This is a genomic window from Methanolinea sp. (genome assembly GCA_016699325.1).
Lineage (GTDB): Archaea > Halobacteriota > Methanomicrobia > Methanomicrobiales > Methanospirillaceae > UBA9949.
The window spans coordinates 720,396-746,409 of record CP064971.1; the positions used below are offsets into that span (position 1 = coordinate 720,396).

Genomic DNA, 26,014 nt, shown 5'->3' on the forward strand with positions numbered 1-26,014 from the left:
ACCCTGTTGGTATGTCTGAAGCACACCATCCTGCCGGAAACCGTGTACGGCTGGAGACCACCCTGGGCACGATCGAGATCGAACTTTACGCGGATATGCCGGTCACTGCCGGCAACTTCGAATCGCTGGTGAAGAAAGGGTTTTATGACGGCGTCATCTTTCACAGGGTCATCGATGGATTCATGATCCAGGGCGGCGACCCGACCGGTACCGGGACAGGCGGACCCGGCTACGTGATCAGGGATGAGTTTACCCCGGCAAATCGCAACAACCGGGGGACCATCTCCATGGCCAACGCAGGTCCGAACACCGGGGGAAGCCAGTTCTTCATCAACCTGGTGGACAACAATTACCTCGACCGCAACCACCCCGTCTTCGGCAGGGTGGTCGGTGGGATGGATGTCGTCGATTCCATCGGGAAGGTCAGGACGGGAAAGGGGGACCGCCCGCTGACACCGGTAAAGATTGTCGTGGCATCCGTGGTCTGATTTTACCTGTTTCTCTTTTTTGGGGAAGAATCTGTCTTCTCTGCCTAACTTCGCCACTTTTCAGTACTTCCATCAAATTTAAACGACTTAACCCAATTCGCCAGAAGCAATTTACCAGTGATTTGGCGCCTCCAGGCTACCATATCTCTTGATAAAATCTCCAAGAATTGGGCGTATTTCTGGGGAGAAGTTGGAAATGATCTTGACAGGATACCCAAAAGAAGGGTATATGATCGTAAGTGTCAAATTCGTGAGATAATTTTTGAGGACTTTCAGATTTTTCACGACGGGATCTTTACAGAAAAGTTGTGTCAAACTCACCAGGACTTTGGTGAGGAAAACGATCAACACGCACCCGATCACCGCGTGTTTGGACCAGTGCCGGATCGGCCGGGCCGGCTCCTTCTTTGAGGTCCCGGATGAACTTCTCTGCACGGTCACGATTCTTGTAGGCATTCAGGATGTTTTCGGGATCATCATCGATGGTTGATTCAAGCACGAAGAAACCTTCAAGACCGGTTACATAGGGGTTGGGGATATCGCCAATGATCTTCTGGAGATGACCACGGGCGATGATCCAACCCCTCAGGAGCGATATACTGGCCGAGATCTTTTCCGCGTTCAACCTTCTTTGTGAGAACCTTCCCCTTCTCCAGGTCTTTCTCAAGTTTCCTTGCTTTCTTCGTCAACTGGTCACAGGCCAGGTCGTCACAGAAAAATATGTCCCGGACTTCTTCGCCATCCCGATATTTGACACATGAATAGACCCGGTTGCCAGAAACGAATGAAACCTGGCTTTCTTTCCTGGCATGGTAGATCGTTATCTCGTTCCGGTATGGTCCTTTCTTCTTTGCTTTCAGGGTCAAATAATGGAACTTCAGATCGCGGATCCTTCGTTTGTTATCCTGGGTATTCCCTCCACAGTCAAACACCAGAAGACTGCCTTCAGGAAGAACGCTCGAGCATAACCGGATCAGCATCTGCATATGCTTTTTATCCTGAACATTTCCTTTCTGGATGGTCAGCATCGTCGGTATGTTATTGAGGCCGACACTGATCCCAAATGCGATCTGGAGTTTCCCTGGCTGATTGTCCCGGGAATACCCTAACTCCCCAGCGGACATTTTGTCCCCTCAAAGTAACTCGAACTGAAGTCCACGAACTGGGTTGGATCCACGAGGCTCTGCTGGGAGATCCAGCGTTGAAACTGGTCAAGAACAATCGACTTTCTTTCTCCCAGTCGTTCCAGAGTCCGATACAAACTCCGGTCTGAAATTGTATCTTCAAACCCCAGTGTCTTGAGAAGTTCGTCGGGGGTAAAGTCCAGAATCTTATTGATCGATACCGATTGATTGAGTTTGTTGCTGATGAGAGTTTACGGATGGTATGAATGACTTGCTTCGACCACCAACTCCGCCAAGAACTGATGCGAAAAAGTTGGTCTCCGAATCAATTTTATCGATTAATGCTATATTACCTAATGAGAAGGCTGTGTTTTTTTGCATGAAATTATATAAACACTACCTTCTCATCCTTCTTCTGGCGAAGTCAGGTTCTCTGCATCACTCTCCCGATTGCACCTGTGCAGAACATAGGTTCGGGCGGCGCCGGGCCTGCCCGGGATATGACATCCGGACGTCCTTGAGAAATTAGATTGAAAACTGCTCGGCGGTTGGTTTGCAACTGCCGGAAAAAAAATTATGCCAGGTAATCCGAAGGAGTTGGCATCTGTTCCTTCAGACCCTTCCGCTTCCTGATCGCCGTCACCACGTCCCTGGCCATGCCTGACGGCACGATCTCAAACCCGGCAAACTCGGTGCTCCACATGGCGCGGCCCTCGGTTGCGGACCGGATATCCCCGGCAAACCCGAAGAGCTCTGCCACCGGTGCCTTGCCTACCACGGTCATGGTGTCGCCCTCGCTTTGCATGTCAAAGACCTGGCCGCGCCGCCCCTGGATCTGGGAGGTCGCAGCTCCCATCTGGTCGGCAGGCACGGTGATCTGGATCTTCTGAATCGGTTCAAGGAGGGAATCGCCTGCAATCAGCATGCCGCCCTTCAGCGCTGACCGGACCGCGGGGATGACCTGGGCCGGGCCCCGGTGGATGGCATCTTCATGGAGCTTGACATCGACCAGGCGGATCTTGAGGTTCTGGACCGGTTCATCGGCGAGCGGCCCTCCTGCCAGCGCCTCGTGAACGCCTTCAAGGATCAGCTCCATGGTCTCGTTCAGGTACTGGATACCCTTGGTCATGTCGATGAAGATGTTGGTGCCGTGGATGTCCTTGATGTTCTTGGCCTCTTCCTTGTCCATCCCTGCAGCGATAAGGGCATCCCTTCGCTCGAGCGCGGTCTGGGTCATGGAGACTTCACCGGCCTTGATGAGGTTGACGATCTCCTCGGCAAGCGGCTCGATCTCGAGGTAGAACCGGTTGTGGCGGTTCGGTGATTTTCCTTCGACCGGCCCGGCCTTCTGGGTGACGGTCTCCCGGTACACCACGATGGGGGGTGAAGTCACGATCTCGACCCCCTTATCGCGCTTGATCCTCCCGGTGATGATCTCGAGGTGCAGCTCCCCCATCCCCGAGATGAGGTGCTCCCCGGTCTCTTCGTTGATGGTGACCACCAGGGTGGGGTCCTCCTTTGCCACCTGCCGGAGCACCTCGACAAGCTTGGGCAGGTCCTTCATGTTCTTTGCTTCGACGGCGACGGTCATGACCGGTTCGCTGTAGTGCTTGAGCGACTCGAAGGGGGTCATCTCCTGGAGGGTGGTCACGGTCGAACCGACAATGGCGTCCTTAAGCCCGGTTACCGCAGCAATGTTTCCTCCGACCAGTTCGTCGACCTCGACCCGGGTTGGTCCCATGAAGATGCCTACCTGCTGGAGGCGGTTTACCTTCCTGGCGGTCCCCATCACGTACATCTCGGTCCCGCGCCTGAGTCTTCCCGAGAAGAGCCGCCCGGTGGCTACTTCTCCGGCGTGGGGGTCAAAGGATATATCGGTGACCATCAGGGTAACCGGTCCGTTCGGGTCGCAGTTCATCATGGCCTTTCCTTCCGGCGACTCTGTATCGCCGTGCCAGATGACCTTGATACGGCGTTTCTGCGCGTCTACCGGGTTTGGCAGGTGGCGGACCACCATGTCGAGCACCACATCGCAGAGCGGGCTGCGTTTTGCAAGGCTCTTCATATCGCCGGACCGGCACTTGTCGTAGACTTCCTTGAACGAGACACCGCTCTTCTTCATGTAGGGGACCGAGACCCCCCAGTTATAGAGAGCAGACCCAAACGCAACCGTCCCCTGGGCCGCGTCAAGCTTCCAGCCCTTGTTGTAGGCATCCTCCTTCATGCCCTTGATGAGCTTGTTGACCTTGTCGATCACCTTGCCAAGACGGATCTGCATCTCCATCTCGTCCACCTTGAGCTCGTTGATCAGCCGGTCCACCTTGTTGATGAAGAGGACCGGGCGGACGCCCTCCTTCAGGGCCTGGCGGAGCACGGTCTCGGTCTGGGGCATGGTGCCTTCAACGGCATCGACCAGCACCACCGCGCCATCAACCGCGCGCATGGCACGTGTCACGTCACCACCGAAGTCAACGTGGCCGGGGGTATCGATCATGTTGATGAGGTATTCCTGCCTGTCGTACTCGTGGATCATCGATACGTTGCTTGCATCGATGGTAATACCCCGCGACTGCTCCTCTTCGTCAGAGTCCATGAAGAGTTGCTTTCCGGCCAGTTCCTCGCTGATTATCCCGGCACCGGCCAGGAGGTTGTCTGAAAGGGTGGTCTTTCCATGGTCGATATGCGCTACAATGCCGATGTTCCGGATGTGAACCGGCTCGTTCATCAGTTCCTTTACCCGATCTATCGATTTCCTGCCTCTGGCCATAACAACACCATAAAAAAAGGGATCTCATCTGGCGGATTTCGCGATGCGTTCCCGCTCTTCTTTCTTATTCACCGAATATGCCTTCACATCGCCTTTTGAAGCCGCTATCAGCTCGTCTGCAAGACATGCAGCGACCGGCCTCTTGCTCTTGTGTGCTGCTTTTTCCACGGCCTCCGAAATGAAGAAGAGGGCCGTGTTGACACGCCGGATGGGTGCGGTATCGACAGATTTCGGGACGTTGATCCCGCCGTACTTGAGCCTGACCGTCTCCTCGCGCTGGCCGGTGTTGGCAATCGCCTCAATGAGGACCTGGACAGGGTTCTTCTTGGTCTTCTGGTGGACGATCTCGAAGGCATCGCGGACGATGCGCATGGCAAGCTGCTTGTTGCCGGTATTGGCTTCCGATTGCATGAGCCGGTTGATAAGGCGCTCGACGATGAGCATGTGGGCCTTGTTGAACTCCTGCCGGGTGAACTTACCGGTGGTGTGGGGCACGATAACCGGGTCCAGCCCGACATACCTGACAAGGCCGGGATCGGCCACCTGTACCTCGGAGAGGTCCCACCGGTTGAAGAGCAGCAGGTTTGCTGCCCGGGTCTCTGTCTCTGCCATCTTCATCACCTGCGCGGTTTCTCCTTGCGGCCGATGACCATCTCGTGGAGTGAAACGTTGTTCACCTTGGTCACGACATACCGTACGCCGGGGATATCCCCCATGGAACGGCCAAGCCTGCCACCGATTCCCTCTATCTCGACTTCATCGTGTTCATCGATGAAGTTGATTGCCCCGTCACCCACCGCAAACGCAGTGACCTGGCGCCCGTTCTTGATCAGCTGGACGCGGACGCATTTGCGGATGGCCGAGTTCGGCTGCTTTGCTTCCACGCCGATCTTTTCCAGCACGATACCCCGTGCCTGGGGTGCCCCCTCAAGGGGATCGGACTTCAGGTTCACACCCGAATGGCTCCGTACGTACTTGGGATCACTCCACCGGAACTTTTTGGCATCGCGGGTGAGTTTCCTTGCAGCAAATTTTCCCTGTCCCATGAAATCCCTCAGTTATTTTACACGTGTCGACGATGTGGATAGACCCCACTGTGATATATATAATCGCGCGGAACGGTTTTATATATTGTGGAGTCCCTTTTTGTGCCTGGTAAGGTTATCCCGCATTGCTAATAATATTATACGTCTATCCGGCGTACCTGTACTGATGAATTCCCGTATCTATAAGCGGGTGCATTTCGATGCCAGCCACAGGCTCATGCACTATCGCGGGAAATGCGCAAACCTCCATGGCCACCGCTGGAAAGTAGAGGTCTGGATCACCGGAGAGGTGGACCCGGCCACCGGAATACTTGTCGATTACAATGCCATCAAATCGATTGTCGAGCGCTTCGATCACCAGATCATCCTCAACCGCGACGACCCGATGGCAGCATGCATCGGGCAGTTCCAGCCAGTTGTCACCACGCCCGGAGACCCGACAAGCGAACTCCTCGCTGAAATCATCCGGGATACCATCGAAGCGGAATGCCGGGAGGCAGGGGCCGCAGCACAGGTGGAACGGATCAGGGTCTGGGAGTCGGAGACCTGTTTTGCCGAGATCGGGTCATGAGAATCGCTGAGATCTTCCGATCGGTCCAGGGGGAAGGAAAATGCCAGGGGGCTCCCTGCACCTTCCTGCGGCTTGCCGGGTGCAACCTCGCCTGTGCCTGGTGCGACACCCCCTCTGCCAGGAGCGGGGGGGTGGACATGACCTGCGACGAGGTCATGCAGCGGATCGCGGCAGTCACCGGGCACCGCCTCTGCATTACAGGGGGCGAACCGCTCATGCAGGCTGAGGGGTTGCTCCCCCTGGTGCGTTTTTACAGCGGCAGGGGGGTTGAGATCGAGATCGAAACAAACGGCACGATCGATTTTCGCCCGTTCCAGCCCTATGCCTCGATCTGCATGGACGTGAAGTGTCCCTCATCGGGCATGCGGTCTGATACCGGGCTTCTCGCCTTCCTTTCCCCCCGCGACAGCCTCAGGTTCGTGGTGGCAGGGAGGGAGGACTGCGAGTTCGCGGCCCGGATCCTGGAAGAGCATCCGGTCCGGTGCGAAGTCTTCTTCTCCCCGGTGTTCGGATCGGATTACCGGCAGGTTGCCGATTTCATCGTCGCCCGTGACCTCCCGGTCCGGCTCCAGGTCCAGCTGCACAAGGTTGTCGGGGTGCCATGATGCGGGCGGTCTGTCTCCTCTCCGGCGGTATGGACTCTGCCACGCTGGCATACCATGCCCGTCATGAAGGCTACGATCTCATCTGCCTCCATCTCAATTACGGGCAGAGGACCGAGAGAAAAGAGCGGTTGGCGGCACGGACCATCGCCGGCCTTCTCGGGGCGGAGGAGTTCATCGAGATCGACCTCGCCTACCTGGCCCGGTTCGGCGGAAGCAGCCTGACCGATCACCGGATTGCCATCGAGAGGTTCAGGGAGGGCGGTGAGGGGGTGCCCGCCACCTATGTCCCGTTCCGGAACGCCAACCTCCTCTCCATTGCCACAAGCTGTGCCGAGGCGAAGGGTGCGGGTGCGGTCTTTATCGGAGTCCAGTCCCGGGACTACAGCGGGTACCCTGACTGCCAGCCTCGGTTTATCGAGGCCTTCCAACGGGTGGTGGACACCGGTACCCGTGACGGGACCCGGATCAGCATCATGGCCCCGTTCCTGGACATGACCAAGCAGGAGATACTGTCGCTCGGGCGTACGCTCGGGGTACCGTACGAGCATACCTGGTCCTGCTACCAGGACGAAGAGAAAGCCTGCGGGTTATGCGGGGCCTGCTATTTCAGGAAGGCCGCGTTCGAGGCGCTCGGCATGAAGGACCCCATACCCTACAAGGGAGATGACTGAATGGAACTCTACCGTGGAAAACGAATGAGCATCGAGAAGAAGCAGGTCCGGCTTGCCAGCGGGCGGGAGGTGGAACGAATCGTGGTCCACCCGGGAGATGCTGCAGCGGTCCTGCCGGTCAGGGCAGACGGCTGCTGCTATCTCATCCGCCAGTTCCGTGCTGCGATAGGAGAGAGCATACTCGAGGTGCCGGCCGGAACGCTGCGTGCCGGAGAGCGGCCGGAAGATGCCGCGCACCGGGAACTGATCGAGGAGACCGGCCTGCAGGCAGAGACGCTGATCGACCGGGGGTTCATCTTCACCACCCCGGGTTTTAGCGACGAGCGTATCTTTCTCTATGAGGGATATGGGCTCTCCCCCTCATGCCTGCACCAGAAGGACGATGATGAGGAGATCGAGCTTCTCAAGGTACCCCTTGCCGACCTTCCGGCCATGATACGGGACGGCGCGATATCCGATGCTAAGACCATCGCCCTAGTGTACCGGTGCCTGGTCTCCGGAAAATAACCTTCCCCGGAGGGGGCGTGGCGCAAATTTATAGCGCCCTGTGTCGAATAGTAGTAAGATTTTCCACGAGTGGTGGTGCAGAGGTATGGCCGAACCAGCCCAGATGGATGACGCGCGGCGGCGGTACGAGTTCAGAAAGACCCTCGAGAAGCTGCAGGCAAAACAGGGGAGCGGAACCGAGCTCATCTCGCTCTACGTCCCTCCTGACAAACAGATCCATGACGTGGTCGGCCAGCTCCGCGATGAGTTCGGGCAGTGCGCCAATATCAAGAGCAAACAGACCAGGACAAACGTCCAAAGCGCGATATCATCGATCCTCTCCCGCCTGAAATATTACAAAAACCCTCCTGAAAACGGCATGGCGGTCTTCTGCGGCACCATACAGCTTGGAGGAGACCGGTCCGACCTGGAATGCACCATCATTGAGCCGCCCGAACCCCTTAACCTCTACCTGTACCGGTGCAGTTCGAACTTCGAGCTCGAGCCCCTCAGGGAGATGCTCGAGGAAAAGAACGTGTATGGCCTGCTGGTGCTCGACAGGAGAGAGGCGTACTGGGGTTTCCTGCGGGGAAACCGGATCGAGCCGATCGGTGGTGTCACATCGACTGTCCCCGGCAAGCAGAGGAAAGGGGGGCAGTCCAGCGTCCGGTTCCAGCGCCTCCGTGAAATCGCCATCAACGAGTTCTACACCAAGATTGGAGAGCGGGCAAGCGACATATTCCTCTCCGAGAAGGACTTTTTCGAGCGGTTCAGGGGCGTCCTGATCGGTGGCCCGAGCCCGACCAAGGAAGAGTTCGAGGCCGGCCAGTACCTGCACCACGAAATCCAGAAGCGGATCATCGGGCTCTTCGATGTCGCCTATACCAACGAGAGCGGACTTGCCGAGCTGGTGGACGCTGCCAAGGATGCCCTCAAGGGCATGGCGGTGGTCAAGGAGAAAGAGATCATGAACCGGTTCCTCAAAGAACTCGTAAGAGAGGACGGCCTTGCGGCCTACGGCGAGGAGAGTGTCAGGAAGAACCTCGATCTCGGAGCCGTTGACACCCTCATCCTCTCAAGCAGGCTGCGGAAGTCACGGGTCACCATCACGTGCCAGAACTGCGGTCGTTCCGAAGAGCGGACCATCTCGCTTGAACCGGGCAAGACCGTCGAGGATATTCTCGCCACCACCTGCCGGCAGTGCACTGCCCCGATGGTGGTCGATTCGGAAGTGGATATCGTTGAGGAACTGACTACCCTTGCCGACCAGACCAGCACGAAGGTGGAGATCATCTCTGACGATTTCGAAGAGGGAGCCATTCTGTATACCGCGTTTGGCGGTATTGCTGCAATGCTCAGGTACAGGACGGGGTTCTGATGTACCTGGAGACCTTCGAGACCATCAGCAGGGCGCTCGCATCGGCGACCGGAATCCCACATCCGCCTCTTACCGATGGTGGTGCGCACGCCGATTTTGCCTCCACGGTCGCCTTTGACCTGGCAAAAGAACGGAAAACGCCTCCCGCGAAGATCGCCGCGGAGCTTGCAGAAGGCCTGCGGACCGATCCAGACCTGCACATCGTCCGGATAGAGACCCGGGGGCCGTATATCAACTTCCATACCGGGAGTGGTTACACCAGGGAGACCCTGGCCCGGGCCATCCTTCCAGGATACGGGAGCCTTCCGCGGCAGCCGGTGCGGATCGTGCTGGAGCATACCAGTGCAAACCCGAACGGACCCCTCCATGTTGGTCATATCAGGAACACCATCATCGGGGACACTCTGGCCAGGGCGTTCCGCAAGGCGGGCCATACCGTCGAAGTGCAGTACTACGTCAATGACATGGGGCGCCAGATCGCTATTGTTGTCTGGGGATTCACCCACCTTGACAGCGCCCGGCGCGAAGGTGAAAAGGGTGATCACCATGTTGCACGGGTATACATCGCAGCAAACCGCGAGATCGGGCAGGATCCCGGGATCGTTTTCGATGTTGACCGCTTAATGCAGGAGGTTGAGCGGGGGGATGCAAAGACGGTATCGCTCTTCAGGGACGCGGTGAACGAATGCCTCGATGGTTTCAGGGAGACCCTGGACGCTCTGAACGCCCGCCACGACCGGTTCGTGTGGGAGAGCGATTTCATCCGGAACGGGGATACCTCCCGGGTCATCGCCCGTCTCATCCATCTCCCCGAGTGCCATGACGACGGGAGGCTCTGGATCGACCTTTCTTCTGCCGGGTTCGAGAAGGAGTACGTGCTGCGGAGGAGCGATGGGACAACGGTGTATGCTGCCCGCGACCTTGCCTACCATGTATGGAAAGGACGGAACTTCGACCGCGTGATCGATGTCCTGGGAGCGGATCACAAGCTGATCGGGTCCCAGCTCATCGCCACCCTGCGGCTGCTCGGAGAAAATGCTCCGGAGATCATCCATTTCGAGTTTGTCTCGCTACCGGAAGGTGCGATGAGCACCAGGGCAGGGACCTTCATTTCTGCCGATGAGCTGATCGAAGAAGTCACCAGGAGGGCGTACGAAGAAGTCACCGCACGGCGCGATGACCTCGATTACCAGGCCAGGCAGGCAATCGCCCGGGCCGTTGCCCTGGCCGCCATCCGCTACGACATCGTCAGGATCTCCCCGGAGAAGAGCACGGTTTTCGACTGGGACGAGGCCCTCGACTTTGAGCGGCAGAGCGGGCCCTACATCCAGTACGCCCATGCACGGGCATGCAGTATCCTCGAAAAGGCCGGGGACTTTGAACCGGCATTTACCCTTGCCATGGAAAGTGAGATCGCACTTGCCAAGCACATCGCAAAGTTCCCCTGGGTGCTCAAATCTGCTGTCAGGGACCTGCGGCCCCACCTGATTGCCACCTATGCCAGGGAACTGGCCGACCTCTTCAACGTCTTCTACCAGTTCGAACCGGTCCTAAAGAGCCAGGGTGAGACAAGAGACAGTCGCCTCACCCTGGTGCTGGCAACAAAAAACACCCTTCGGGAGGCACTTGAGACCCTTGGCATCGAAGCACTCGCAACCATGTAAGGCGCTCCGGAGCCAGGGATACCAGTTCGTTGCGCCGGACTCCTCTGCAGCGGTCAAGCCCTGCCTCTGGTGCAAGAAGGCGCTCAAGGGGGGTGAAAAGTGTTACAAGCACCAGTTCTACGGGGTGGAGAGTCACCGGTGTGTCCAGATGACCCCGACGCTCCGGTGCAACCACCGCTGTCTCTTCTGCTGGCGGTCGTTCGAACACGAGTACCCGGGCGAACGCGAGTGCAGCCCCGAAGAGATCGTCGCCAGGATCCCGGATCTCCAGAAGAGAGCCCTCTCGGGATACAAGGTCTCCCCGTACGTGACCGCGGAGCGGTTTTCAGAGGCGCTCTCCCCCCGGCACGTTGCCATTTCCCTTTCCGGCGAACCAACGCTCTACCCGTACCTGCCGGAACTGATCGACCTGTTCACGCACCAGGGTTACACTACGTTCCTGGTCTCCAACGGGACAAGGCCATGGGTAATCGATGCCTGCCGCCCGTTCCAGACCTACATCTCGCTCCCAGCACCTGACCGCGAATCCTATCTCCGTATCTGCCGGCCCCTGGAAGACTGCTGGGACCTGATCGGGGAGAGCATCGCGCTCCTGGGAACCCGCCGATCGGCGGTCCGGATCACCCTGGTACAGGGCATCAATTCCTCTGCACCCGGGAAATATGCCAAACTGGTCCAGGACTCGGGAGCAACCTTCGTTGAGGTGAAGGGATATATGTATCTTGGATACAGTAGAAAACGATTGGGGAGAGAGAATATGCCGCGACATGCGGATGTGCGGGCATTTGCCGGTAGCATTGCCAGCCATTGCGATTACCGGATCACGGATGAGAACCCTGCAAGCAGGGTGGTGCTCCTGGAGCAGGACCCATGAGGTTTGACCCCGAAGAGTTCCGGAAGAAGGCCCGCGACCATTTTGAAGAGGCCTGGTATGCAGGGGCCCGGGTCATTACGCCGCCGCGGTCGGGTGACAGGTATCCCCGGCTCAGGTACGGGCAGGCCAGGCCGCATCCCGTGTATTCCATGGTCCAGCGGCTGAGAGAGACCTACCTCTCTCTCGGGTTCGACGAGGCCTGCAATCCCATCATCGTCGAGGAGCAGGAAGTGTACCGGCAGTTCGGCCCCGAAGCCCGGGCCGTCCTTGACCGGGTCTTCTACCTCGGCGGTCTAGAGCGGCCGAACCAGGGGATCGGCAGGGCCGAACTCGAAGGGATTGCCGCGATAACCGGCAAGCAGGCCGGTCGGGATGAGGAGGAGCGACTCCGGGAGCTCCTCCAGTCCTACAAGAAATCGGCCATCGATGGCGATGATCTCATCCGTGCCACGTCCCAGGTGCTCGGGATCGATGACGGGATGACCGTTGAGATCTATGACCGGGTCTTCTCTGCCTTCAAGGATCTCACCCCCCGTTCCTCCCGGAGCACGCTTCGCAGCCACATGACCAGCGGGTGGTTCATAACGCTGGGGGAGATATGGGAGAGGCAGCCCCTCCCGCTCCGCCTCTTCTCGATCGACCGCTGTTTCCGAAGGGAACAGGAGGAGGGGCCGACCCGGCTCATGAGCTACCATTCAGCTTCGTGCGTGGTTGCCGGCGAGGATGTTACCATCGACGAAGGAAAAGCGGTCAGCAGGGCGCTGCTCTCCGCGTTCGGGTATACCGACTTCCGGTTCGTCCCTGATGAGAAACGCTCCAAGTACTACATGCCCGGCACCCAGACCGAGGTGTACGCACGCCACCCGGTCCACGACTGGGTGGAGGTTGCCACGTTCGGGCTCTACTCGCCATCGGCGCTCGGGGAATACGGGATCGGTATCCCGGTCATGAACCTGGGGCTTGGGGTGGAACGGTTGGCGATGATCGCGTACCATGCCGATGATGTCCGGAAACTGACATTTCCCCAGTTCTTCCCGGTGACCTTCTCCGATTTCGAGATTGCAGGGGCCGTAGGTCTACGCGAAGAACCGGAAACCCGGGAGGGGAGGGACCTGGCATCGGCGATCCATGCTGCCGCCCTTGCCCATGGGGACGAGCCGGGCCCCTGCTCGTTTGTTGCATACCAGGGCTCCCTGGCCGGGCACGAGGTGACGGTCCATGTCGAGGAGCCGGAAACGGGATCGCGGCTCCTCGGCCCGGCCTGTGGAAACGAGATCGTTGTCCACCAGGGTTCGGTCCTCGGAGTTCCCGATACTGAAAAATGGAAGGATGTGCGGGAACAGGGGGTCTCTACCGGCCTGACCTATCTCTCGGCGGTCGCAGCACTGGCGGCGGCCCGGATCGAATCCGGCGCCCGGTGCGGGGAGGGGATCACCGTTCAGGTGAAGATGGCAAAACATCCGGGCGATATCAATATCCGCATCAGGGACTACGCCATGCGGTTTATCACCGACAACAACCGGAAGATCGATGTGAGGGGTCCGGTATTCCTCACCGTGCGCTCGGAAATCGTCGGGTAATACCCGGCCGGCCGCCCCTGTTTTCAGCGGTTCTCTCTCCGGCCGGTGCCGGTGACTGTAATTATGCGCCGGTCGTCCCGCTGTACTTTTCCACCAGCGTTCCGGCGATCTGGGTGACGGGGCCCATGGATGAGATCACGCCCTAGGTAGCAGAGACGGGTTCGCTTGGTCCCAACGGCAAAGAACCATGTCCCCGGCAGCTCTGGTGAATGATACGGGTATGACTGCAGCGGAGACCGATTAGAGCGGAGCGCCCTGCCTCCCGGGGTCCTGGCCGAACCTTTATTCGTTCCGCAGGTAACAGATCGGGCATGGCTGCGAAGCGATCGTTCTGGCCGGGGATCACTATCGGCTTTTTGGTGATGGTGCTCCTCGGCTCCCTCCCGGTCCTCGGCCCGGCCATCGGGGGATTCATCGCCGGCATAATAGCACGGGGAGGCGCCTGGGGCGGGGCCGCCGCAGGGTTTTTTTCGGGTCTCATATCGGCAATCATCTTTTCTTTTCTCAACGCCATTGGAGGAGGACTCCCCTTCGGGACTCCGGAATTTATTCCGGCAATGGCAATCGGGTTGTATGTCGTGGTCCTTACCCTCTATTTCGGGATCTTCGCCTTCCTGGGTGGGTTGACCGCAGGGGCGATTGTAAAATGATCGGATCCGATATACCATGAAAAGAGAGAAACCCCGGGAAAAGGGGGAGTCTGTGAGGTTTCTCTTCAAGGTGGTCTTCTGCAGAGGGGGGTGCGGGGGCCTGTTCCGCGAAGGTCCTCCCGCAGACCTCTCCACTCCTCATGTCTGGTGAACGGGATGAAGAACACCGGCCGTGCGCCGTGAAAGTGAAAGAGCCGGCTCAAGGGGGCTGACCCAAGAACCATGCAGATCGCCATAGTCGCCGTGGGGAAAGTCAGGGAACAGTTCATCAGGACCGGGCTGCAGGTCTATGCATCCCGCCTCGCACCCTGCCACAAGCTGACGTTCATCGATCTTCCCGAAGAGCGTATACCGGACCGGGCATCCGGCAGAGAGAAGGCCGGGATCATGCATGCCACGTGGGAACGGTTCCTGCTCCACGGTCCCCGGCCTGCGGTAACCATCGCCCTCGATCAGGGAGGAGACCTCCTCTCGAGTGAGGAACTTGCTTCACGGCTGAAGGGATACGAACTGGAAGGGAAGGGATCCCTTGCCTTTCTCATCGGCGGTCCGCTCGGACTGCCCGACGCGGTCCGCACGAAGGCCGATTCAGTGCTCTCCCTCTCGCCGATGACCTTCCCACACCAGCTGGTCCGGCTCATCCTGGTCGAGCAGCTCTACCGGGCAGCGTGCATCAACCGGAACATCCCATACCACAAGTAGATCAGGGTATGATCTCGCATCCGTTATACCGGGTGTGGGAAAAGTCCTCGATCCCAATCGTCCCTGACCGGATCAATTCGCGGATTCCTGGAAGTGCAGAGGAGAGCGAATCCTTGAGATCGCGGATCGATCGGCAGATGACTGCCTTTTCTCCAGGAGGCCAGGGGCGTGCGATGTCCGCGTACAGGCACCGGCCCCCGCAGAAGGAGAAGATATCGCACTGTCGACACGGCCCGGTCATCTCGCATACCGGGAGGTTTGCCGGGTCCGCGGTCCTGATATGTCCCACGTATGTATCTTTCATCCCGACCATCACCGGGCAGGGAGCGATATGCCCATCGGTCAGTATGGTGTAATTTGCGTACCCGCAGCCACAGCGGAGACGGGACGGCCGGTCCTGGAGGAGGTCGAGCGTTGTCTGGAGAAAGGGGTACCAGCGGAGGACCCGGCCTTCGGTTTCCATAACGCCCACCCAGTCCCGTACAAGGTTCCTGACCCCGGGGATATAGCATGAGTCAAGCCATCGTGCAAAGTCCCGCATCGACGAATCTCCCGAAAAATCGGCATCGATCTGCCAGTGGATGGAGTCAAATGAGTGGTGCTCGTTTTTGGCAAGAAACCGGACCGCTTCCCTGATATCGGTCCCTTCCGCAACCGTCATCCTGGCAACCAGTTCGCCGGTGTATCCACCGCATACGATCTCCCTGACGTTCCGGATCACCCGGTCAAAGGTCCCCGGTCCACGGTTCGCATCGGTTATTTTCCGTGGACCGTCAATGGATACGAGGATGTTCTCCATCCTGTTGACATACGAAGGGCCAAGCTGACCAAGCATCGTTCCATTGGTCTGGATCATGAAACGCCGGACCGGGGCGGTGTCCATGATGGTCCGGATGAGATCCATCCTCATCAGCGGCTCTCCCCCGTAGAACGTGATGCAGGGACACGGGTCCTTCTGGAGGAACCGGTAGAGGTCACAGAGGTCGCAGGAGAAGTCGGGCGGGAGCGACATGTCGATTTCCATGTCCTTTTCGCCCCCGGCCAACGCGTCAAAGGCTTTTCCCCGGCAGTACGTGCAACAGAGGTTGCACTCGTCGGTCAGGATCAGGTGATAGAACATGGGAAGTTCCGGTTTTTCCCTGGAGTGGCTTATGGTTTTTGCTGCAGCCGCCTTCCAACCATCAGAGCGCCGGCGCCGAGGAGTGCCCCGATAACAGAGTACGCCGGGACGGGGACGATTGTCGGGATGGACTGGCTGGTGTTCTCAACAGTCGCTGGTACCACCAGGTCGGGATTGCTGCGTGCGAGCAGTATGGTGTCCAGTGCTCTTACCTTTCCGCTCTTCGCACGCTCGAGCTTTGGGTTTATCTCGAGCGCCGTATTGAAGGAATCCACCGCTTCTTCGTACCGTCCGAGCCGGGAGAGTGCTTCCCCTTTATTTGTCCAGATCTCTGCATCAAAGGAGGCGTAGTTCGGGTGTTTTCTCATCTCCCAGTCCGCAAGCCTGATGACTTCCTGGTAGACGGCCATGGCCTGGGTTGAGTCTCCTGTCTCCTGGAGGCTAATCCCTTTACGAAGGAGTGCGTACATGTCCCGCTGGTTGATTCCAAGCGCACGGTCATAGGCCTCGATTGCTTTTTGGTGATCCCCGAGCGCGGCACGGGAATCGCCCATATTCGTCCATGCTTCGGTGTAGTGGGGATCAAGCGCAATCGCTTTTTCAAACGCCAGCTCCGCATCCCCGTACCGTCCCGTGCGCATGTGCGCTATCCCCAGCTTGTTCCAGGCGATGCTGTTGTAGGGGTCACCTGCCACCGCAGTCTCATACTCGACCAGCGCTTCGTGATACAGCTTCCGGAGCAGGAGGTCGTCTCCCTTCCGGAGATGCATCGCCGGGTCTGAAGAGGCGTCCGCAGTTCCCGGAACAGGCAGGGCTACTGCTGCCACCACGACCAGGAGGGCCAGGAAAAAGCGGATCGATGCTGCAGGATTCTCTCTATCCATATGGTTAGGTAAGATCTCATTGTGGGTGTTTAATATCCTACCGAACGGGAAACATGAAAAAAATGTTCGTGGAGGGCTTACATCTGTCAATACCGGGTTCAACCTCTGTCGCCCTGCAGCGCTTCGCCTGTCGCGCCACTGCAGCGGACCGAACGGGTGGGATGACTGCCATTGCCAGCTGCATGGCGTCTCGATCGCAGGGATGGTGCTGAAAGCAGGACTTGCCTTGGCGTAACCATAACCCTGCTTTCCCATTGGGACCCGGTGGAAGCATTTTCCTTGTCAGCGAACGAGGGTGGCACTCTGAAGCCGGCCCTTCTCCAAGGTATGACGCCTTCCACCCGTTGGACCGTATATTTCCCGCATTTTTTTGATTTCGCGGGACTTGCAACATTTATGCTGCACTACAGGGTTTTGGATGTTCGTGGAGAGAGAGAAAAAAAAAGGATGGGCTCGAGGAGATTCGAACTCCTGACCTCCGCCGTGTGAAGGCGATGTAAAGGACAGCGTTTCCAGAACCGAGCCCAGAATAAGCGTTTCCAGAGGGTGTTCAAAGAAGACAGAATCCCTAGGGAGCGCGTGGCCGTCCATACCTCCTATTTTTTCCCTGATCTGAGATTTATACTATCGTGACAATGGGATGAACAACGCGACAGAAAATGTATATATCATGTTGATTTATACCCTACGGTTGATGAGAATAAGTCAACATATGTTGAATATCCATCGATATCCAAAATCATCTCCAGTGATTCGGAGTCCGTCATGAATAAGGAGGGAATGGGGAATCCAGGGAAAGATGGGATACTGTATCCGTGGGATTTTCTTCTTTCGTATGGAAGCATGTTCCGGAAATCGTCATTGATCATACTCCTCTTCCTGGGGAGGAACTATCCGACCAAATACCACGTGCGGGATCTGGCCCGATCTCTCCAGTACGATGTCTCCCTTATCAGCAAAAATCTGAAACAATTGGAGAAGCTGGGGATGGTCTCCCATGAGGAAGTGGGAAACCTCGTTTTTTATCAATCCAACATGAACAATGTGCTGACCAGACAGATGAAAATCTGTTTTACCCTGCTAGAGATACACAGGCTGATCCAGAACCTCCATCCCATCACAACAACCGTCATTTTATACGGGAGTTGCGCCAAGGGCGAGGATACCCATCGGAGTGATATTGATCTCTATATTGAAACACAGGACAAGGAGGCAGTGATGACGATTCTCAACACCCATCAGAAAAAGATCGTCCGGGAGATCTCACCGATTGTCCTGACTCTGGATGAGATGTATGCCCTGAAGAGAGACGATAGAAGCCTCTACGATCAGATCCACCAGGGATTGATACTGAAAGGGAGAGAGCATGTCGTATAGATTCACGAACTGCCTGAACATACATGGATTACGAACAGTTCCTATCGATCGGTTGAACATCAAAAAAGAGCTGCAGGAATCACGAAAGGATCTCGAGTCGGCAAGGAAATCCCTGCACGAACAGGATTATAAATGGACGATCATCAAGGCGTATTATTCCATGTTTCATGCCGGCAAATCGCTCATCCTAAGTGCGGGATACATGGAGAAGAGCCATGATTGCCTGATCATAGCCGTGGAGGAACTATTTGCAAATAAAGGTCTCCTGCCTCCATCAACGGTAACCGATTTCCGAAATGCAAAAACAGCCCGGGAATCGGCCGATTATGGCCTGACCTACGGGAAAGATTCCGCAGAGGGAACGGTCCGCGATGCGGAATCGATGCACCAACTCGTCAGTACATATCTTTCCAAACAGGGATTTCGTATTCCCTCCCCATAGCGGGACTGGAACATTCTCGCCACGATAGAGAAGGGTCTGGTCAAGAACACATCTACCTTTTTACCAGCATTGCCATTTTATTCCGGTGATAGTCTGGTCCACAGTCAATACCGGCTCGATATCAAAGATAATGTCGGGAGTTTGGCAAGCGTCCGGTTCTTATCAACGAGCCTATTGATTACCATTAGTCATCACTTGAGTATCTTTTGTCATCAATTCAGGGAATGGAAACCGACACCTGTTACCTGAGAGGATTTGGAATAACCGGTAAAACCAATCCTTCCCGCGCATCCCTTTGTTGCTATCCCTTTAACTCCCGCCCGCCGATAACAGTGTGCCTACACTCCGCCATATGCGGCCACAGGAGAAAAGGAAACAGGAATAAGGGATATAATAGAAAAAGAAAAACAGATCACCCGGATCCGTCAACCAATTCATCTCACCTTATCCAAAGACACCATAAATCTTCTCAAAAATACGGGCAAAATGCCTCCAAAGTCGTAGACAGACTCATATTGGATGCGCTTAACGAATCGAAGCAATTAAGAATTTTAATAGGAGATTTCCAGTGGGCTCGAGGAGATTCGAACTCCTGACCTCCGCCGTGTGAAGGCGACGTCATAACCAGCTAGACCACGAGCCCGCAGTGCATCGACCGGGAATTGAACCCGGGCTATAGGCTTGGAAGGCCTAAGTCATGCCACTAGACCATCGATGCAGGTTTGCGCCTGTGTATATGGATTTTGGGAAATATTATTACTTTTGTTTTCCCGTATCCGCTCCGTCAAATGAAGCCATTTTTCCAAAAAAAACCTCCCGGTCCTGGCGACAGTGGGGGGGGAAAAAGGTGAAATTCGGTTATGCGAGCCCTTTTTGTTCGAGCTCGACTTTTTCGAGGGCCGCGATCCTTTTTTCGAGCGGGGGGTGGGTGGAGAAGAGCTCTATGAGGGTCGATCCTGAGAGGGCCGGGATGATGAAGAAGGCATTCGCCGTCTCCACTGCCTGCTTTTCTCTGGCTGGAACATAGTCCATCCTCCCGCTGATCTTCTGCAACGCCGAGATCAGGTCACGGGGATGACCGGTGATATAGGCACTCCCGCGATCGGCCGCGAACTCGCGGTACCGCGAAAGGGCCATGATCAGGAGCTGGGCGACAAAGTAGACCACAACGGCCACGATCCCTGCCAGGATCCATGCACTCCCGCTGTCCCTCCGGTTGAACATCGCTGCGAAGAGGAAGTTGTTCATCACCAGCGCGGCGATCATGGCCACGAAGCTTGCGATCGTAAGGGTCAGGACATCGCGGTTCTTGATATGCGATATCTCGTGGGCGAGCACCGCTTCGAGCTCGCGGAGAGAGAGCAGCCGCAGGATCGAATCGGTAACCGCAACCACGGCATGCTTCGGGCTCCTCCCGGTGGCAAAGGCGTTCGGCACCTGGGACTGCATGATCGCCACCCGGGGCATGGGGATGCCGGCTTCGGTGGCACACCTCTCGACAATCCGGTGCAGCTCGGGATACTCCTCGGGGGCAATCACCCGGGCCCTCGTACTCCAGAGGACGAGCCTGTCCGAGAAGAAATACTGGATGAACGCCATGACGAACACCAGCAACACCAGGAATGGAAGGCCGATACCGAGCATGGAGAGTACTGCAATGAACACGAGGTAGACCAGGAACAGGAGGAACATGGTCAGCCAGATCCTCCAGGTCAGACCCCAATCACGTTTCCATACCTTCATGCATCAATATACGGCAGGGGTGGCTCATAAACATTCTCTCCGTGCCCTAAAATGCAGGGCCGGAATTAAAAAACAGAGAGAAATTGCACCCATTTCTGGCAGGCCAGCGCAGCGCCCCGTGGCCCCGGGCTCCGGGAACGGGTCCCACACGTTCGTCACAAAAGGTCTTTCTTAATACTGAAGAGGAGGCATACTACGGATGAGTGAACGGGATGGAGCTTGACGAACGGATAATCACCCGGGCGATCCTTGAATCCCAGATGCGGGTGCTCCTTGATTATACCGATGTCGATGTCGCGGTGGTGGGAGCCGGACCATCGGGCCTCGTAGCAGCGGCATTCATCGGAGAATGCGGGTTGAAGGTGGCGGTCATCGAGAAGAAGCTCTCGGTCGGCGGCGGGATGTGGGGGGGAGGCATGATGTTTCCCCGGATCGTGGTACAGGACGGGGCCAAGCGGCTGCTCGATCATTTCTCCATCCGATCCGTTCCCTACGGAGAGGGCTACTGGGTTGCATCGTCCGTGGAATCGGTTGCCCGGCTGACTGCCGCAGCCTGCAGCGCCGGGGCGGAGTTCTTCAACCTGGTGAGCGTCGAGGACGTCATGATCCGGGGGGGAGGCCGTCTCTCGGGCCTGGTGATCAACTGGACCCCGGTGGGGATGGCCGGGTTCCACGTGGACCCCCTGACCATCGGGTGCCGGTTTGCAATCGATGCAACCGGGCATGATGCGGTGGTCGCCCGCCTTGTGGAGAAGAAATCTGGCGCGGTGCGGGTACATGGGGAGGGGTTCATGTGGGCAGACCGCGCCGAATCTGGTATCCTTGGCCACACCCGGGAGATCTTCCCGGGACTCATCGTCACCGGCATGGCGGCCAATGCCGTGTCCGGCGAACACCGCATGGGCCCGGTGTTTGGCGGAATGCTCCTTTCCGGCGAACACGCCGCCTCCCTGGTCATCCGGGAACTTGGTCACTGATTTTTTTTGGGAGACAGAAGAATTTTATTGTTTTTTAGGGTAAACCCTAACCCATGAAAGAGGTCAGTCCGGACGAGCTTGCCGATGTGGCCTACGGGCTCCTTGGGGTTATGCTCAATGCCGATCTCCAGGCCCGCGGATTGTATCTCTTTTCGCTTGTAGAGGCAAACAGCGACTTCGAACCTCTCTTCTCATCGGTATTTGCGAAATTTTCAGGCGAGTATCCCCAGCTTGGGGATGTTCTGATCCGGCGGTTTGGTTCTGCAACGGTGATATACCATTCGATCTGCGAGGGGGAGGGCGTGGTCCCGAGCAGGACCACCAGGATGTACTGGATCGTGCAGGATGCGCCTGGAGTCAGGCCAGAGGCTATCGAAGACGAACTGGCCGGAAAATGGTTGATATTCCTCCCTCCCGAAGAGGTCGACGCTGCCTGGATCAAAGTCCGGGACGCCACCTGCAGAAACGAGCTTGGGATCTCGGCCAAGGTGAGCACCGCAAAACCCAACCCCGATTCCCGCGACAACATCAAGGTCATCTACGTGTATACCCCGGATTGGCGTGACGAGGCAGATGTCATGCGGGTACGGGAGCGCCTGCGGGAACTTGGGTTTACCGATCGCCTCGGCTACAAGCGGAATATCGAGACCTTCAAAGGCGAATACAGCCAGAAGGGAAAAAGAGTGACCTTTTACAGTGCCTGATCCGGTCAGGCCTTCTTCTCTCTGTTCTTGGGCCGGAGATTCTTGTAGCCGCACTTGCGGCAGCTGGTCGCGCGAATCGCATTCCGCGCGTTGCAGCGCATGCAGATCTTCACGTTCAGGAGCCGTGATTCGGCTTCAGGAAACCTTGCCATTTTCGGACACCACTTATTGCCTTATAAAAAAGGTCATCCTGCCTCTTAACGGTTATGCATGAAACCCGGACCTTTCCTCTTCCAGCCAGGTTTTCATGCCGGCGAGCGCCCGGGCCCGGTGGGAGACCCGGCTCTTCTCCGCCAGGGTGAGCTCGGCGAGGGTCCTGCCGTTGCTGCACTCGAAGATGGGGTCGTAGCCAAACCCGCCCCTCCCCCGGGGTGCAACTATGACCCCGTCAATCCTCCCCCTGAATATGGTTGTTCCTTCCCGGGTCGCGCAGGCGATTGCCGTCTCAAACCAGGCGTGGCGGTCAGGGACTCCTTCCATGAGCTTGAGGATACCCTGGTTTCCGATGGTGTCAAGGACATATGCCGCATGCGGCCCGGGAAACCCCCGCAGCGCACGGATGCAGAACGCCGTGTCGTCAACAACCAGGGGCCGCTGGAGGATGCTGAATGCGTATTCCGCTTTCCGGCGTGCAATCTCTCCCACATCATCGTGGCGGTACTCGGGGATCTCCATCCTGATGTGTTCCACGGTTGCTGCAGGGCCGAAGAATGCCGCTACCTCCGCCGCTTTGTGGGGGTTTGAAGTCACCACGGCGATCTTCACAGATATCGCCCCCGTCGCTCGATCTCCTGCTCCCGGGAAAGTACCTCACGGGCGCCATTGAAGACCGCCTCGTACCCCTCGCTGAAGGCCTCCTTCAACACCGGGGACCGATCGGTCGTGCTTTCGAGGGTCTGGAACAGGACGTGGATATCCACACCGCGGGATTCCAGTTCTGAGGAGACCATGGCCAGACCGAAATCGATCAGGACGACCGCTCCGTCACGCAGGACCATGTTGCTGGTGGTGAGATCCCCGTGCACGATCCCTGCTGCGTGGAGCCGTCCGACCGTTCGTCCGGCCTCCCTGAGAGATCCTGCGGAGAGGTCATCGCGGAGCAGGTTCCCGTAAATCCGCTCCATCACCAGGGTGTCTGCGGTGACATCGCGGATGACAGGGGTCGGGACCCCGGACTTCCGGGCCATGGCAATGAGCCGTGCTTCCGCCCGCGTGCGTTCGGCGATCAGGCGTGAATCGAGCTCTTTCTTCCGGTATCTCTTGCTGACGCGATGTTTCCTGACCGTTTCCGGGCCAAGGGTGACCACGGCTTCGGCCCCCATTGCGCGGGTCATCTCGTATAGCGACTCCCGCCCGGTCTTCAGGGACGGGTCGTCATCCCGCCAGGTAACCTCCACCTGGTCTGGCCGGAACGATGGGTTTACCTGTGACCGTTCAAGGGGGAGCGGGCTGCCGCTCTCCAGCATGATCTTTCCGGTGTAGGCGATCATCGCCCCATTGTCGCCAAGATACCGGTTCTCGGGGACGAAGAGGGTGGCCCCCCGGTCTTCGCACATCGTGGCCAGCATCTCCTGGATACGCCGGTTCGCTCCGACCCCGCCTACGAGCAGCACCTCGTCCTTGCCGGTATGGGCCAGTGCCCGCTCCGTCACCTCCACGCACATGGCAAACGCTGTTTCCTGGAGGCTGTAGCAGACATCAGCAATCGCGGCCGCGCTCTCCCGGGCGGCACTCACCAGCCCTGAGAAGGCCAGATCCATCCCTTTCACCGTGTAGGGGAGGTGGATATATGCCCCGCCGCGGGCAAGCTCCTCTATTGCCGGTCCCCCGGGGTGCGGGAGGCCCATGCTCCGGGCATACTTGTCAAGCGCATTCCCGATGCCGATATCAAGCGTCTCCCCGAAGATGCGGTAGCGCCGGTTCAGGTAGCCTATCACCTGGGTATTGGCCCCGCTCGCGTAGAGGACGATGGGGTCGTGGCACCCGGTGGCGAATCTCCCGATCTCGATGTGGGCGACACAGTGGTTGACCCCCACCAGGGGGACACCCAGGGCAATGGACAGGGACCGGGCGGCGGTCGCCACCGTTCTCAGGCAGGGGCCGAGCCCGGGTCCCTGCGAGAAGGCCACGCCGGTGATGCTGCCGGGATCGGTGAGCACCCGGGAGATGACTCCTTTCATCTCCTGGGCATGGTGCTGGGCGGCCTCCCGGGGATGGATGCCACCGGCGGGTGGGGAGTAGGGTTTTGAAAAGAGCGAGACGAGATCGGTATCAAAAACAGCAGCGCTGAGGTTCCATGCTGTCCCCTCAATACCAAGAATCTGCCCAAAACCAGGCATCAGAGTGATTCTATTTCCTGAACTCGGTATACCCGCACTTCCCGCACGCGGTCCGGTCCTTGTGCTCGGCCATGATCACGCCGGGTCCGCAGCGGGGACAGTACTTCCTTGCCAGCGTCGCCTTTCCGCCCTCGACCCTGTAGCAGGATGCCCGCCGGGGAGCTGCGCTCCTGGCCTTCTTTGCCGCCATCAGGCACTTTCCTCCCTTGGCTTGGGCACACCCCTGGTCATCAGGAATGCCCGTTCGGTCTTTTTCTTCTGCTCTTCGGTGTCATACACCCGGGCCCTGCCAGAGAGCTCGGTCTTTCCAAACATGGTCTTCAGCGAGTCGAGCACCAGCAGTTTCTCGTTTACGTTCAGCGATGCGGCAAGTTTCCCGGCAACCTGTTTTCTTGACGGTGTCGCACCATCAAAGCGGAGGGAAAAGTCCACTTCCCGCCTGGAGAGGAGTTCATTCCTCGAATCCCTGGTAACCTCAAATTCCATCGGTATCCTCTCATAATTCGTGTTCGGATTATTTATACTCTGGCCACTGCTCCCTCTCATTCAAAAACGTCACCGCCCTCATCAACGAAATGCGAGAGCATTGTCCTCGCCTTCTCCTTTGCGGCAGGGGTCACCTCGCAGAGGACGACCCCCTCGCCCGGCTGTCCGTACAGGATCAGGGCACCGTCCGGGGCGGCGATGACCAGCGGGATGACGGCAAGGTCTTCCTCCCCGTCAACGAGGACCAGCACCCCGGGGCCCCGTACTGCCTGATCGAGCACGTCCATGAGCTCCCTGGTGATCGTCCCGGGCGGGTTGCGTGCATGGAGCTTTTTTTGAAAGACCGCCGGTGACCGGTTGAACGGCGAGCGCATCGTGTGGCCGTCGATGATGGCGATCCTGGGGACCACTCCCCGCCGGACCAGGTGCCAGGTGACGACATCCCCCACCGTGTACACGGTTTTTTTCTCAATGAGGGGAAGGACGTCCTCGCAGTCGGCGTAGAGCGTGCCAAACGGGATCTTGAAAAAATGGCGTTTTCCCGGGGGGAGCCTGAACATTCAGCGGACCTTCAGCGCATATCTCCCGGGGAGCGTGATATTCATTTTGTGTGCGATCTCGGACCTCCGGGGATCGATGATCACCAGGTATCCTGTCCAGTCGGTGGAGAGGTTGCCGCTTCCGCAGACCGCACAGCTCTCTCCCTCCACCACCCGGTGGCAATCCCTGCACACCTTTACCAGTTTCCTTTTAACGGCCGCCACGCTCACCACCCTTTTCCTTCTCCTTTGCCATGTCTTCTTCGAGCCAGCGGCTGGTGCCGAGCCCGGACTGTCGCATGGTCAGGCCGATCTTGCTGTCCCGGGGCTCGCGCTCGTTCAGGGAGAGGGTGACCACCCGGGCACGTATCCCCTCACCGACGGCGATGAACCGCTTCGACTCCTGGCAGATCAGCCGGGAGTTCTTCTCGTCGTAGTTGATATACTCATCAGAGATCTGGCTCACGTGGAGCATGGCATCGATCGGCCCGAGGCTCACGAACGCCCCAAAGCTCGTCGTCTCCACGACCAGCCCCTCCACGACCTCCTGCAGGATGAGCCGGAGAACGACGGCCTCGAACTCTACATCGTAGTAGACCGCCCCGTCCCCGGGAACGATCTCTCCATCGCCGATGTCGAGCACCCGGGTGACGGCGATGAAGATGCCGATCTCCTTGTCAATGCTTCCTTCAAGCTGCTCCTGGAGGACATCGAGGATAACCTTCTCAAGCTCTTCTCCAAGCCGGCGAGGAGGCACCCTCACCTTGTCTGCCAGTTTCATCCGGTAATACATGACC

General features: G+C 57.8%; 32 protein-coding genes and 2 tRNA genes. 15 read left to right on the top strand and 19 right to left on the bottom strand.

The genetic code is table 11. The annotated features are described in order from the left end of the window. The first annotated feature begins 11 nt into the window (after positions 1-11). Entirely contained in the window at positions 12-488 is a 477-nt protein-coding gene (locus IPI71_03805; GenBank protein ID QQR71634.1) for a peptidylprolyl isomerase, read from the top strand. A gap of 295 nt (positions 489-783) precedes the next feature. On the opposite strand, the gene IPI71_03810 is transcribed toward IPI71_03805, so the two are convergent. The 6 genes from IPI71_03810 to IPI71_03835 all read right to left on the bottom strand — a co-directional run bounded on the left by IPI71_03810 (position 784) and on the right by IPI71_03835 (position 5,425). Next, positions 784-987: a hypothetical protein gene (locus IPI71_03810; GenBank protein QQR71635.1), complete on the bottom strand. Its 204-nt coding sequence runs from the start codon at positions 985-987 to the stop codon at positions 784-786. A 10-nt stretch (positions 988-997) separates the two neighbouring features. After that, positions 998-1,612, bottom strand: a complete 615-nt coding sequence (locus IPI71_03815; GenBank protein ID QQR71636.1) for a hypothetical protein — start codon at positions 1,610-1,612, stop codon at positions 998-1,000. Beyond that, positions 1,594-1,749 carry a hypothetical protein gene (locus IPI71_03820; GenBank protein ID QQR71637.1) on the bottom strand — a complete coding sequence of 52 codons (156 nt, stop codon included), beginning with the start codon at positions 1,747-1,749 and terminating at the stop codon, positions 1,594-1,596. Before IPI71_03820 ends, IPI71_03815 begins: the two co-directional genes overlap by 19 nt. Positions 1,750-2,186: 437 nt before the next feature. Then, complete coding sequence (locus IPI71_03825; protein QQR71638.1) at positions 2,187-4,379, bottom strand: elongation factor EF-2; 2,193 nt, start codon at positions 4,377-4,379, stop codon at positions 2,187-2,189. Between the two features lie 24 nt (positions 4,380-4,403). Next, positions 4,404-4,991 carry a 30S ribosomal protein S7 gene (locus IPI71_03830; protein ID QQR71639.1) on the bottom strand — a complete coding sequence of 196 codons (588 nt, stop codon included), beginning with the start codon at positions 4,989-4,991 and terminating at the stop codon, positions 4,404-4,406. Between the two features lie 5 nt (positions 4,992-4,996). Continuing rightward, positions 4,997-5,425, bottom strand: coding sequence for a 30S ribosomal protein S12 (locus IPI71_03835; protein ID QQR71640.1), 429 nt, complete (start codon positions 5,423-5,425; stop codon positions 4,997-4,999). 166 nt (positions 5,426-5,591) lie between these two features. On the opposite strand from IPI71_03835, the gene IPI71_03840 reads away from it, so the two are divergent. The 10 genes from IPI71_03840 to IPI71_03885 all read left to right on the top strand — a co-directional run bounded on the left by IPI71_03840 (position 5,592) and on the right by IPI71_03885 (position 14,606). After that, complete coding sequence (locus tag IPI71_03840) at positions 5,592-5,996, top strand: 6-carboxytetrahydropterin synthase (GenBank protein QQR71641.1); 405 nt, start codon at positions 5,592-5,594, stop codon at positions 5,994-5,996. After that, positions 5,993-6,601 (top strand): radical SAM protein, encoded by a 609-nt coding sequence (locus IPI71_03845; protein ID QQR71642.1) that lies wholly within the window; start codon positions 5,993-5,995, stop codon positions 6,599-6,601. Before IPI71_03840 ends, IPI71_03845 begins: the two co-directional genes overlap by 4 nt. Continuing rightward, positions 6,601-7,272, top strand: a complete 672-nt coding sequence (queC, locus tag IPI71_03850; GenBank protein QQR71643.1) for a 7-cyano-7-deazaguanine synthase QueC — start codon at positions 6,601-6,603, stop codon at positions 7,270-7,272. The genes IPI71_03845 and queC overlap by 1 nt, the downstream gene beginning before the upstream one ends. Continuing rightward, entirely contained in the window at positions 7,273-7,779 is a 507-nt protein-coding gene (locus IPI71_03855; GenBank protein ID QQR71644.1) for an NUDIX hydrolase, read from the top strand. It begins immediately after the preceding gene. 85 nt (positions 7,780-7,864) lie between these two features. Then, complete coding sequence (gene prf1, locus IPI71_03860; GenBank protein ID QQR71645.1) at positions 7,865-9,136, top strand: peptide chain release factor 1; 1,272 nt, start codon at positions 7,865-7,867, stop codon at positions 9,134-9,136. Further along, the gene (locus IPI71_03865; GenBank protein QQR71646.1) at positions 9,136-10,800 is read left to right on the top strand and encodes an arginine--tRNA ligase; all 1,665 of its coding nucleotides are present in this window, start codon (positions 9,136-9,138) and stop codon (positions 10,798-10,800) included. Before prf1 ends, IPI71_03865 begins: the two co-directional genes overlap by 1 nt. Next, a complete protein-coding gene (locus IPI71_03870) occupies positions 10,772-11,674 on the top strand; it encodes a 4-demethylwyosine synthase TYW1 (GenBank protein QQR71647.1) in 903 nt (300 codons plus the stop codon). Before IPI71_03865 ends, IPI71_03870 begins: the two co-directional genes overlap by 29 nt. Beyond that, on the top strand, positions 11,671-13,254 hold the full coding sequence (locus IPI71_03875) for an O-phosphoserine--tRNA ligase (GenBank protein QQR71648.1): 1,584 nt from the start codon (positions 11,671-11,673) through the stop codon (positions 13,252-13,254). The genes IPI71_03870 and IPI71_03875 overlap by 4 nt, the downstream gene beginning before the upstream one ends. 311 nt (positions 13,255-13,565) lie before the next feature. Beyond that, entirely contained in the window at positions 13,566-13,904 is a 339-nt protein-coding gene (locus IPI71_03880; protein QQR71649.1) for a DUF5518 domain-containing protein, read from the top strand. 222 nt (positions 13,905-14,126) lie between these two features. Then, the gene (locus IPI71_03885) at positions 14,127-14,606 is read left to right on the top strand and encodes a 23S rRNA (pseudouridine(1915)-N(3))-methyltransferase RlmH (protein ID QQR71650.1); all 480 of its coding nucleotides are present in this window, start codon (positions 14,127-14,129) and stop codon (positions 14,604-14,606) included. Position 14,607: 1 nt separating this feature from the next. Here the strand turns inward: IPI71_03885 and IPI71_03890 are convergent, their stop codons facing one another. Beyond that, positions 14,608-15,726, bottom strand: a complete 1,119-nt coding sequence (locus tag IPI71_03890; protein ID QQR71651.1) for a TIGR04084 family radical SAM/SPASM domain-containing protein — start codon at positions 15,724-15,726, stop codon at positions 14,608-14,610. A gap of 29 nt (positions 15,727-15,755) precedes the next feature. Beyond that, the gene (locus tag IPI71_03895; GenBank protein QQR71652.1) at positions 15,756-16,610 is read right to left on the bottom strand and encodes a tetratricopeptide repeat protein; all 855 of its coding nucleotides are present in this window, start codon (positions 16,608-16,610) and stop codon (positions 15,756-15,758) included. Positions 16,611-17,375: 765 nt separating this feature from the next. On the opposite strand from IPI71_03895, the gene IPI71_03900 reads away from it, so the two are divergent. Both IPI71_03900 and IPI71_03905 read left to right on the top strand, forming a co-directional pair. Then, positions 17,376-17,987: a nucleotidyltransferase domain-containing protein gene (locus IPI71_03900; protein QQR71653.1), complete on the top strand. Its 612-nt coding sequence runs from the start codon at positions 17,376-17,378 to the stop codon at positions 17,985-17,987. Next, entirely contained in the window at positions 17,977-18,429 is a 453-nt protein-coding gene (locus tag IPI71_03905; GenBank protein ID QQR71654.1) for a HEPN domain-containing protein, read from the top strand. Before IPI71_03900 ends, IPI71_03905 begins: the two co-directional genes overlap by 11 nt. A gap of 569 nt (positions 18,430-18,998) precedes the next feature. Here IPI71_03905 and IPI71_03910 read toward each other — a convergent pair. The 3 genes from IPI71_03910 to htpX all read right to left on the bottom strand — a co-directional run bounded on the left by IPI71_03910 (position 18,999) and on the right by htpX (position 20,172). Then, positions 18,999-19,072: transfer RNA gene (locus IPI71_03910), tRNA-Val, on the bottom strand. A gap of 4 nt (positions 19,073-19,076) precedes the next feature. Continuing rightward, a tRNA-Gly gene (locus IPI71_03915) sits at positions 19,077-19,147 on the bottom strand. Between the two features lie 140 nt (positions 19,148-19,287). After that, positions 19,288-20,172 (bottom strand): zinc metalloprotease HtpX, encoded by an 885-nt coding sequence (gene htpX, locus IPI71_03920; protein ID QQR71655.1) that lies wholly within the window; start codon positions 20,170-20,172, stop codon positions 19,288-19,290. Positions 20,173-20,384: 212 nt separating this feature from the next. Here htpX and IPI71_03925 point away from each other — a divergent pair, with 212 nt between their 5' ends. Both IPI71_03925 and IPI71_03930 read left to right on the top strand, forming a co-directional pair. Next, complete coding sequence (locus tag IPI71_03925; GenBank protein QQR71656.1) at positions 20,385-21,149, top strand: thiazole biosynthesis protein; 765 nt, start codon at positions 20,385-20,387, stop codon at positions 21,147-21,149. Positions 21,150-21,202: 53 nt separating this feature from the next. Then, complete coding sequence (locus IPI71_03930; protein QQR71657.1) at positions 21,203-21,853, top strand: DUF1917 domain-containing protein; 651 nt, start codon at positions 21,203-21,205, stop codon at positions 21,851-21,853. A gap of 5 nt (positions 21,854-21,858) precedes the next feature. Here IPI71_03930 and IPI71_03935 read toward each other — a convergent pair whose 3' ends face one another. From IPI71_03935 to IPI71_03970, 8 genes are read right to left on the bottom strand one after another with little or no spacing between them, the layout of a single operon-like run. Further along, positions 21,859-22,005, bottom strand: coding sequence for a 50S ribosomal protein L40e (locus IPI71_03935; GenBank protein ID QQR71658.1), 147 nt, complete (start codon positions 22,003-22,005; stop codon positions 21,859-21,861). Positions 22,006-22,057: 52 nt separating this feature from the next. Next, positions 22,058-22,618 (bottom strand): RdgB/HAM1 family non-canonical purine NTP pyrophosphatase, encoded by a 561-nt coding sequence (gene rdgB, locus IPI71_03940; GenBank protein ID QQR71659.1) that lies wholly within the window; start codon positions 22,616-22,618, stop codon positions 22,058-22,060. Beyond that, entirely contained in the window at positions 22,615-24,192 is a 1,578-nt protein-coding gene (locus IPI71_03945) for a bifunctional N(6)-L-threonylcarbamoyladenine synthase/serine/threonine protein kinase (GenBank protein ID QQR71660.1), read from the bottom strand. Before IPI71_03945 ends, rdgB begins: the two co-directional genes overlap by 4 nt. 10 nt (positions 24,193-24,202) lie before the next feature. Next, a complete protein-coding gene (locus tag IPI71_03950) occupies positions 24,203-24,382 on the bottom strand; it encodes a 30S ribosomal protein S27ae (protein QQR71661.1) in 180 nt (59 codons plus the stop codon). Next, the gene (locus tag IPI71_03955) at positions 24,382-24,678 is read right to left on the bottom strand and encodes a 30S ribosomal protein S24e (GenBank protein QQR71662.1); all 297 of its coding nucleotides are present in this window, start codon (positions 24,676-24,678) and stop codon (positions 24,382-24,384) included. The genes IPI71_03950 and IPI71_03955 overlap by 1 nt, the downstream gene beginning before the upstream one ends. Before the next feature lie 56 nt (positions 24,679-24,734). Next, positions 24,735-25,238 carry a GTP-dependent dephospho-CoA kinase family protein gene (locus tag IPI71_03960; protein QQR71663.1) on the bottom strand — a complete coding sequence of 168 codons (504 nt, stop codon included), beginning with the start codon at positions 25,236-25,238 and terminating at the stop codon, positions 24,735-24,737. After that, the gene (locus tag IPI71_03965) at positions 25,239-25,442 is read right to left on the bottom strand and encodes a DNA-directed RNA polymerase, subunit E'' (GenBank protein QQR71664.1); all 204 of its coding nucleotides are present in this window, start codon (positions 25,440-25,442) and stop codon (positions 25,239-25,241) included. Beyond that, positions 25,429-26,010 carry a DNA-directed RNA polymerase gene (locus tag IPI71_03970; GenBank protein ID QQR71665.1) on the bottom strand — a complete coding sequence of 194 codons (582 nt, stop codon included), beginning with the start codon at positions 26,008-26,010 and terminating at the stop codon, positions 25,429-25,431. Before IPI71_03970 ends, IPI71_03965 begins: the two co-directional genes overlap by 14 nt. Between the last annotated feature and the right edge of the window lie 4 nt (positions 26,011-26,014).

What these genes read in the sequence shown, in the direction of transcription:
- IPI71_03900 (QQR71653.1), top strand. Translation starts at nt 17,376, where the DNA reads ATGAATAAGGAGGGAATGGGGAATCCAGGGAAAGATGGGATACTGTAT.
- IPI71_03830 (QQR71639.1), bottom strand. Translation starts at nt 4,991, where the DNA reads ATGGCAGAGACAGAGACCCGGGCAGCAAACCTGCTGCTCTTCAACCGG.
- IPI71_03890 (QQR71651.1), bottom strand. Translation starts at nt 15,726, where the DNA reads ATGTTCTATCACCTGATCCTGACCGACGAGTGCAACCTCTGTTGCACG.
- IPI71_03895 (QQR71652.1), bottom strand. Translation starts at nt 16,610, where the DNA reads ATGGATAGAGAGAATCCTGCAGCATCGATCCGCTTTTTCCTGGCCCTC.
- IPI71_03945 (QQR71660.1), bottom strand. Translation starts at nt 24,192, where the DNA reads ATGCCTGGTTTTGGGCAGATTCTTGGTATTGAGGGGACAGCATGGAAC.
- IPI71_03885 (QQR71650.1), top strand. Translation starts at nt 14,127, where the DNA reads ATGCAGATCGCCATAGTCGCCGTGGGGAAAGTCAGGGAACAGTTCATC.
- IPI71_03805 (QQR71634.1), top strand. Translation starts at nt 12, where the DNA reads ATGTCTGAAGCACACCATCCTGCCGGAAACCGTGTACGGCTGGAGACC.
- htpX (QQR71655.1), bottom strand. Translation starts at nt 20,172, where the DNA reads ATGAAGGTATGGAAACGTGATTGGGGTCTGACCTGGAGGATCTGGCTG.
- IPI71_03825 (QQR71638.1), bottom strand. Translation starts at nt 4,379, where the DNA reads ATGGCCAGAGGCAGGAAATCGATAGATCGGGTAAAGGAACTGATGAAC.
- IPI71_03955 (QQR71662.1), bottom strand. Translation starts at nt 24,678, where the DNA reads ATGGAATTTGAGGTTACCAGGGATTCGAGGAATGAACTCCTCTCCAGG.
- IPI71_03930 (QQR71657.1), top strand. Translation starts at nt 21,203, where the DNA reads ATGAAAGAGGTCAGTCCGGACGAGCTTGCCGATGTGGCCTACGGGCTC.
- IPI71_03815 (QQR71636.1), bottom strand. Translation starts at nt 1,612, where the DNA reads ATGTCCGCTGGGGAGTTAGGGTATTCCCGGGACAATCAGCCAGGGAAA.
- IPI71_03960 (QQR71663.1), bottom strand. Translation starts at nt 25,238, where the DNA reads ATGTTCAGGCTCCCCCCGGGAAAACGCCATTTTTTCAAGATCCCGTTT.
- queC (QQR71643.1), top strand. Translation starts at nt 6,601, where the DNA reads ATGCGGGCGGTCTGTCTCCTCTCCGGCGGTATGGACTCTGCCACGCTG.
- IPI71_03845 (QQR71642.1), top strand. Translation starts at nt 5,993, where the DNA reads ATGAGAATCGCTGAGATCTTCCGATCGGTCCAGGGGGAAGGAAAATGC.
- IPI71_03950 (QQR71661.1), bottom strand. Translation starts at nt 24,382, where the DNA reads ATGGCGGCAAAGAAGGCCAGGAGCGCAGCTCCCCGGCGGGCATCCTGC.
- IPI71_03875 (QQR71648.1), top strand. Translation starts at nt 11,671, where the DNA reads ATGAGGTTTGACCCCGAAGAGTTCCGGAAGAAGGCCCGCGACCATTTT.
- IPI71_03970 (QQR71665.1), bottom strand. Translation starts at nt 26,010, where the DNA reads ATGTATTACCGGATGAAACTGGCAGACAAGGTGAGGGTGCCTCCTCGC.
- prf1 (QQR71645.1), top strand. Translation starts at nt 7,865, where the DNA reads ATGGCCGAACCAGCCCAGATGGATGACGCGCGGCGGCGGTACGAGTTC.
- IPI71_03905 (QQR71654.1), top strand. Translation starts at nt 17,977, where the DNA reads ATGTCGTATAGATTCACGAACTGCCTGAACATACATGGATTACGAACA.
- IPI71_03855 (QQR71644.1), top strand. Translation starts at nt 7,273, where the DNA reads ATGGAACTCTACCGTGGAAAACGAATGAGCATCGAGAAGAAGCAGGTC.
- IPI71_03835 (QQR71640.1), bottom strand. Translation starts at nt 5,425, where the DNA reads ATGGGACAGGGAAAATTTGCTGCAAGGAAACTCACCCGCGATGCCAAA.
- IPI71_03935 (QQR71658.1), bottom strand. Translation starts at nt 22,005, where the DNA reads ATGGCAAGGTTTCCTGAAGCCGAATCACGGCTCCTGAACGTGAAGATC.
- IPI71_03925 (QQR71656.1), top strand. Translation starts at nt 20,385, where the DNA reads ATGGAGCTTGACGAACGGATAATCACCCGGGCGATCCTTGAATCCCAG.
- IPI71_03880 (QQR71649.1), top strand. Translation starts at nt 13,566, where the DNA reads ATGGCTGCGAAGCGATCGTTCTGGCCGGGGATCACTATCGGCTTTTTG.
- IPI71_03865 (QQR71646.1), top strand. Translation starts at nt 9,136, where the DNA reads ATGTACCTGGAGACCTTCGAGACCATCAGCAGGGCGCTCGCATCGGCG.
- IPI71_03840 (QQR71641.1), top strand. Translation starts at nt 5,592, where the DNA reads ATGAATTCCCGTATCTATAAGCGGGTGCATTTCGATGCCAGCCACAGG.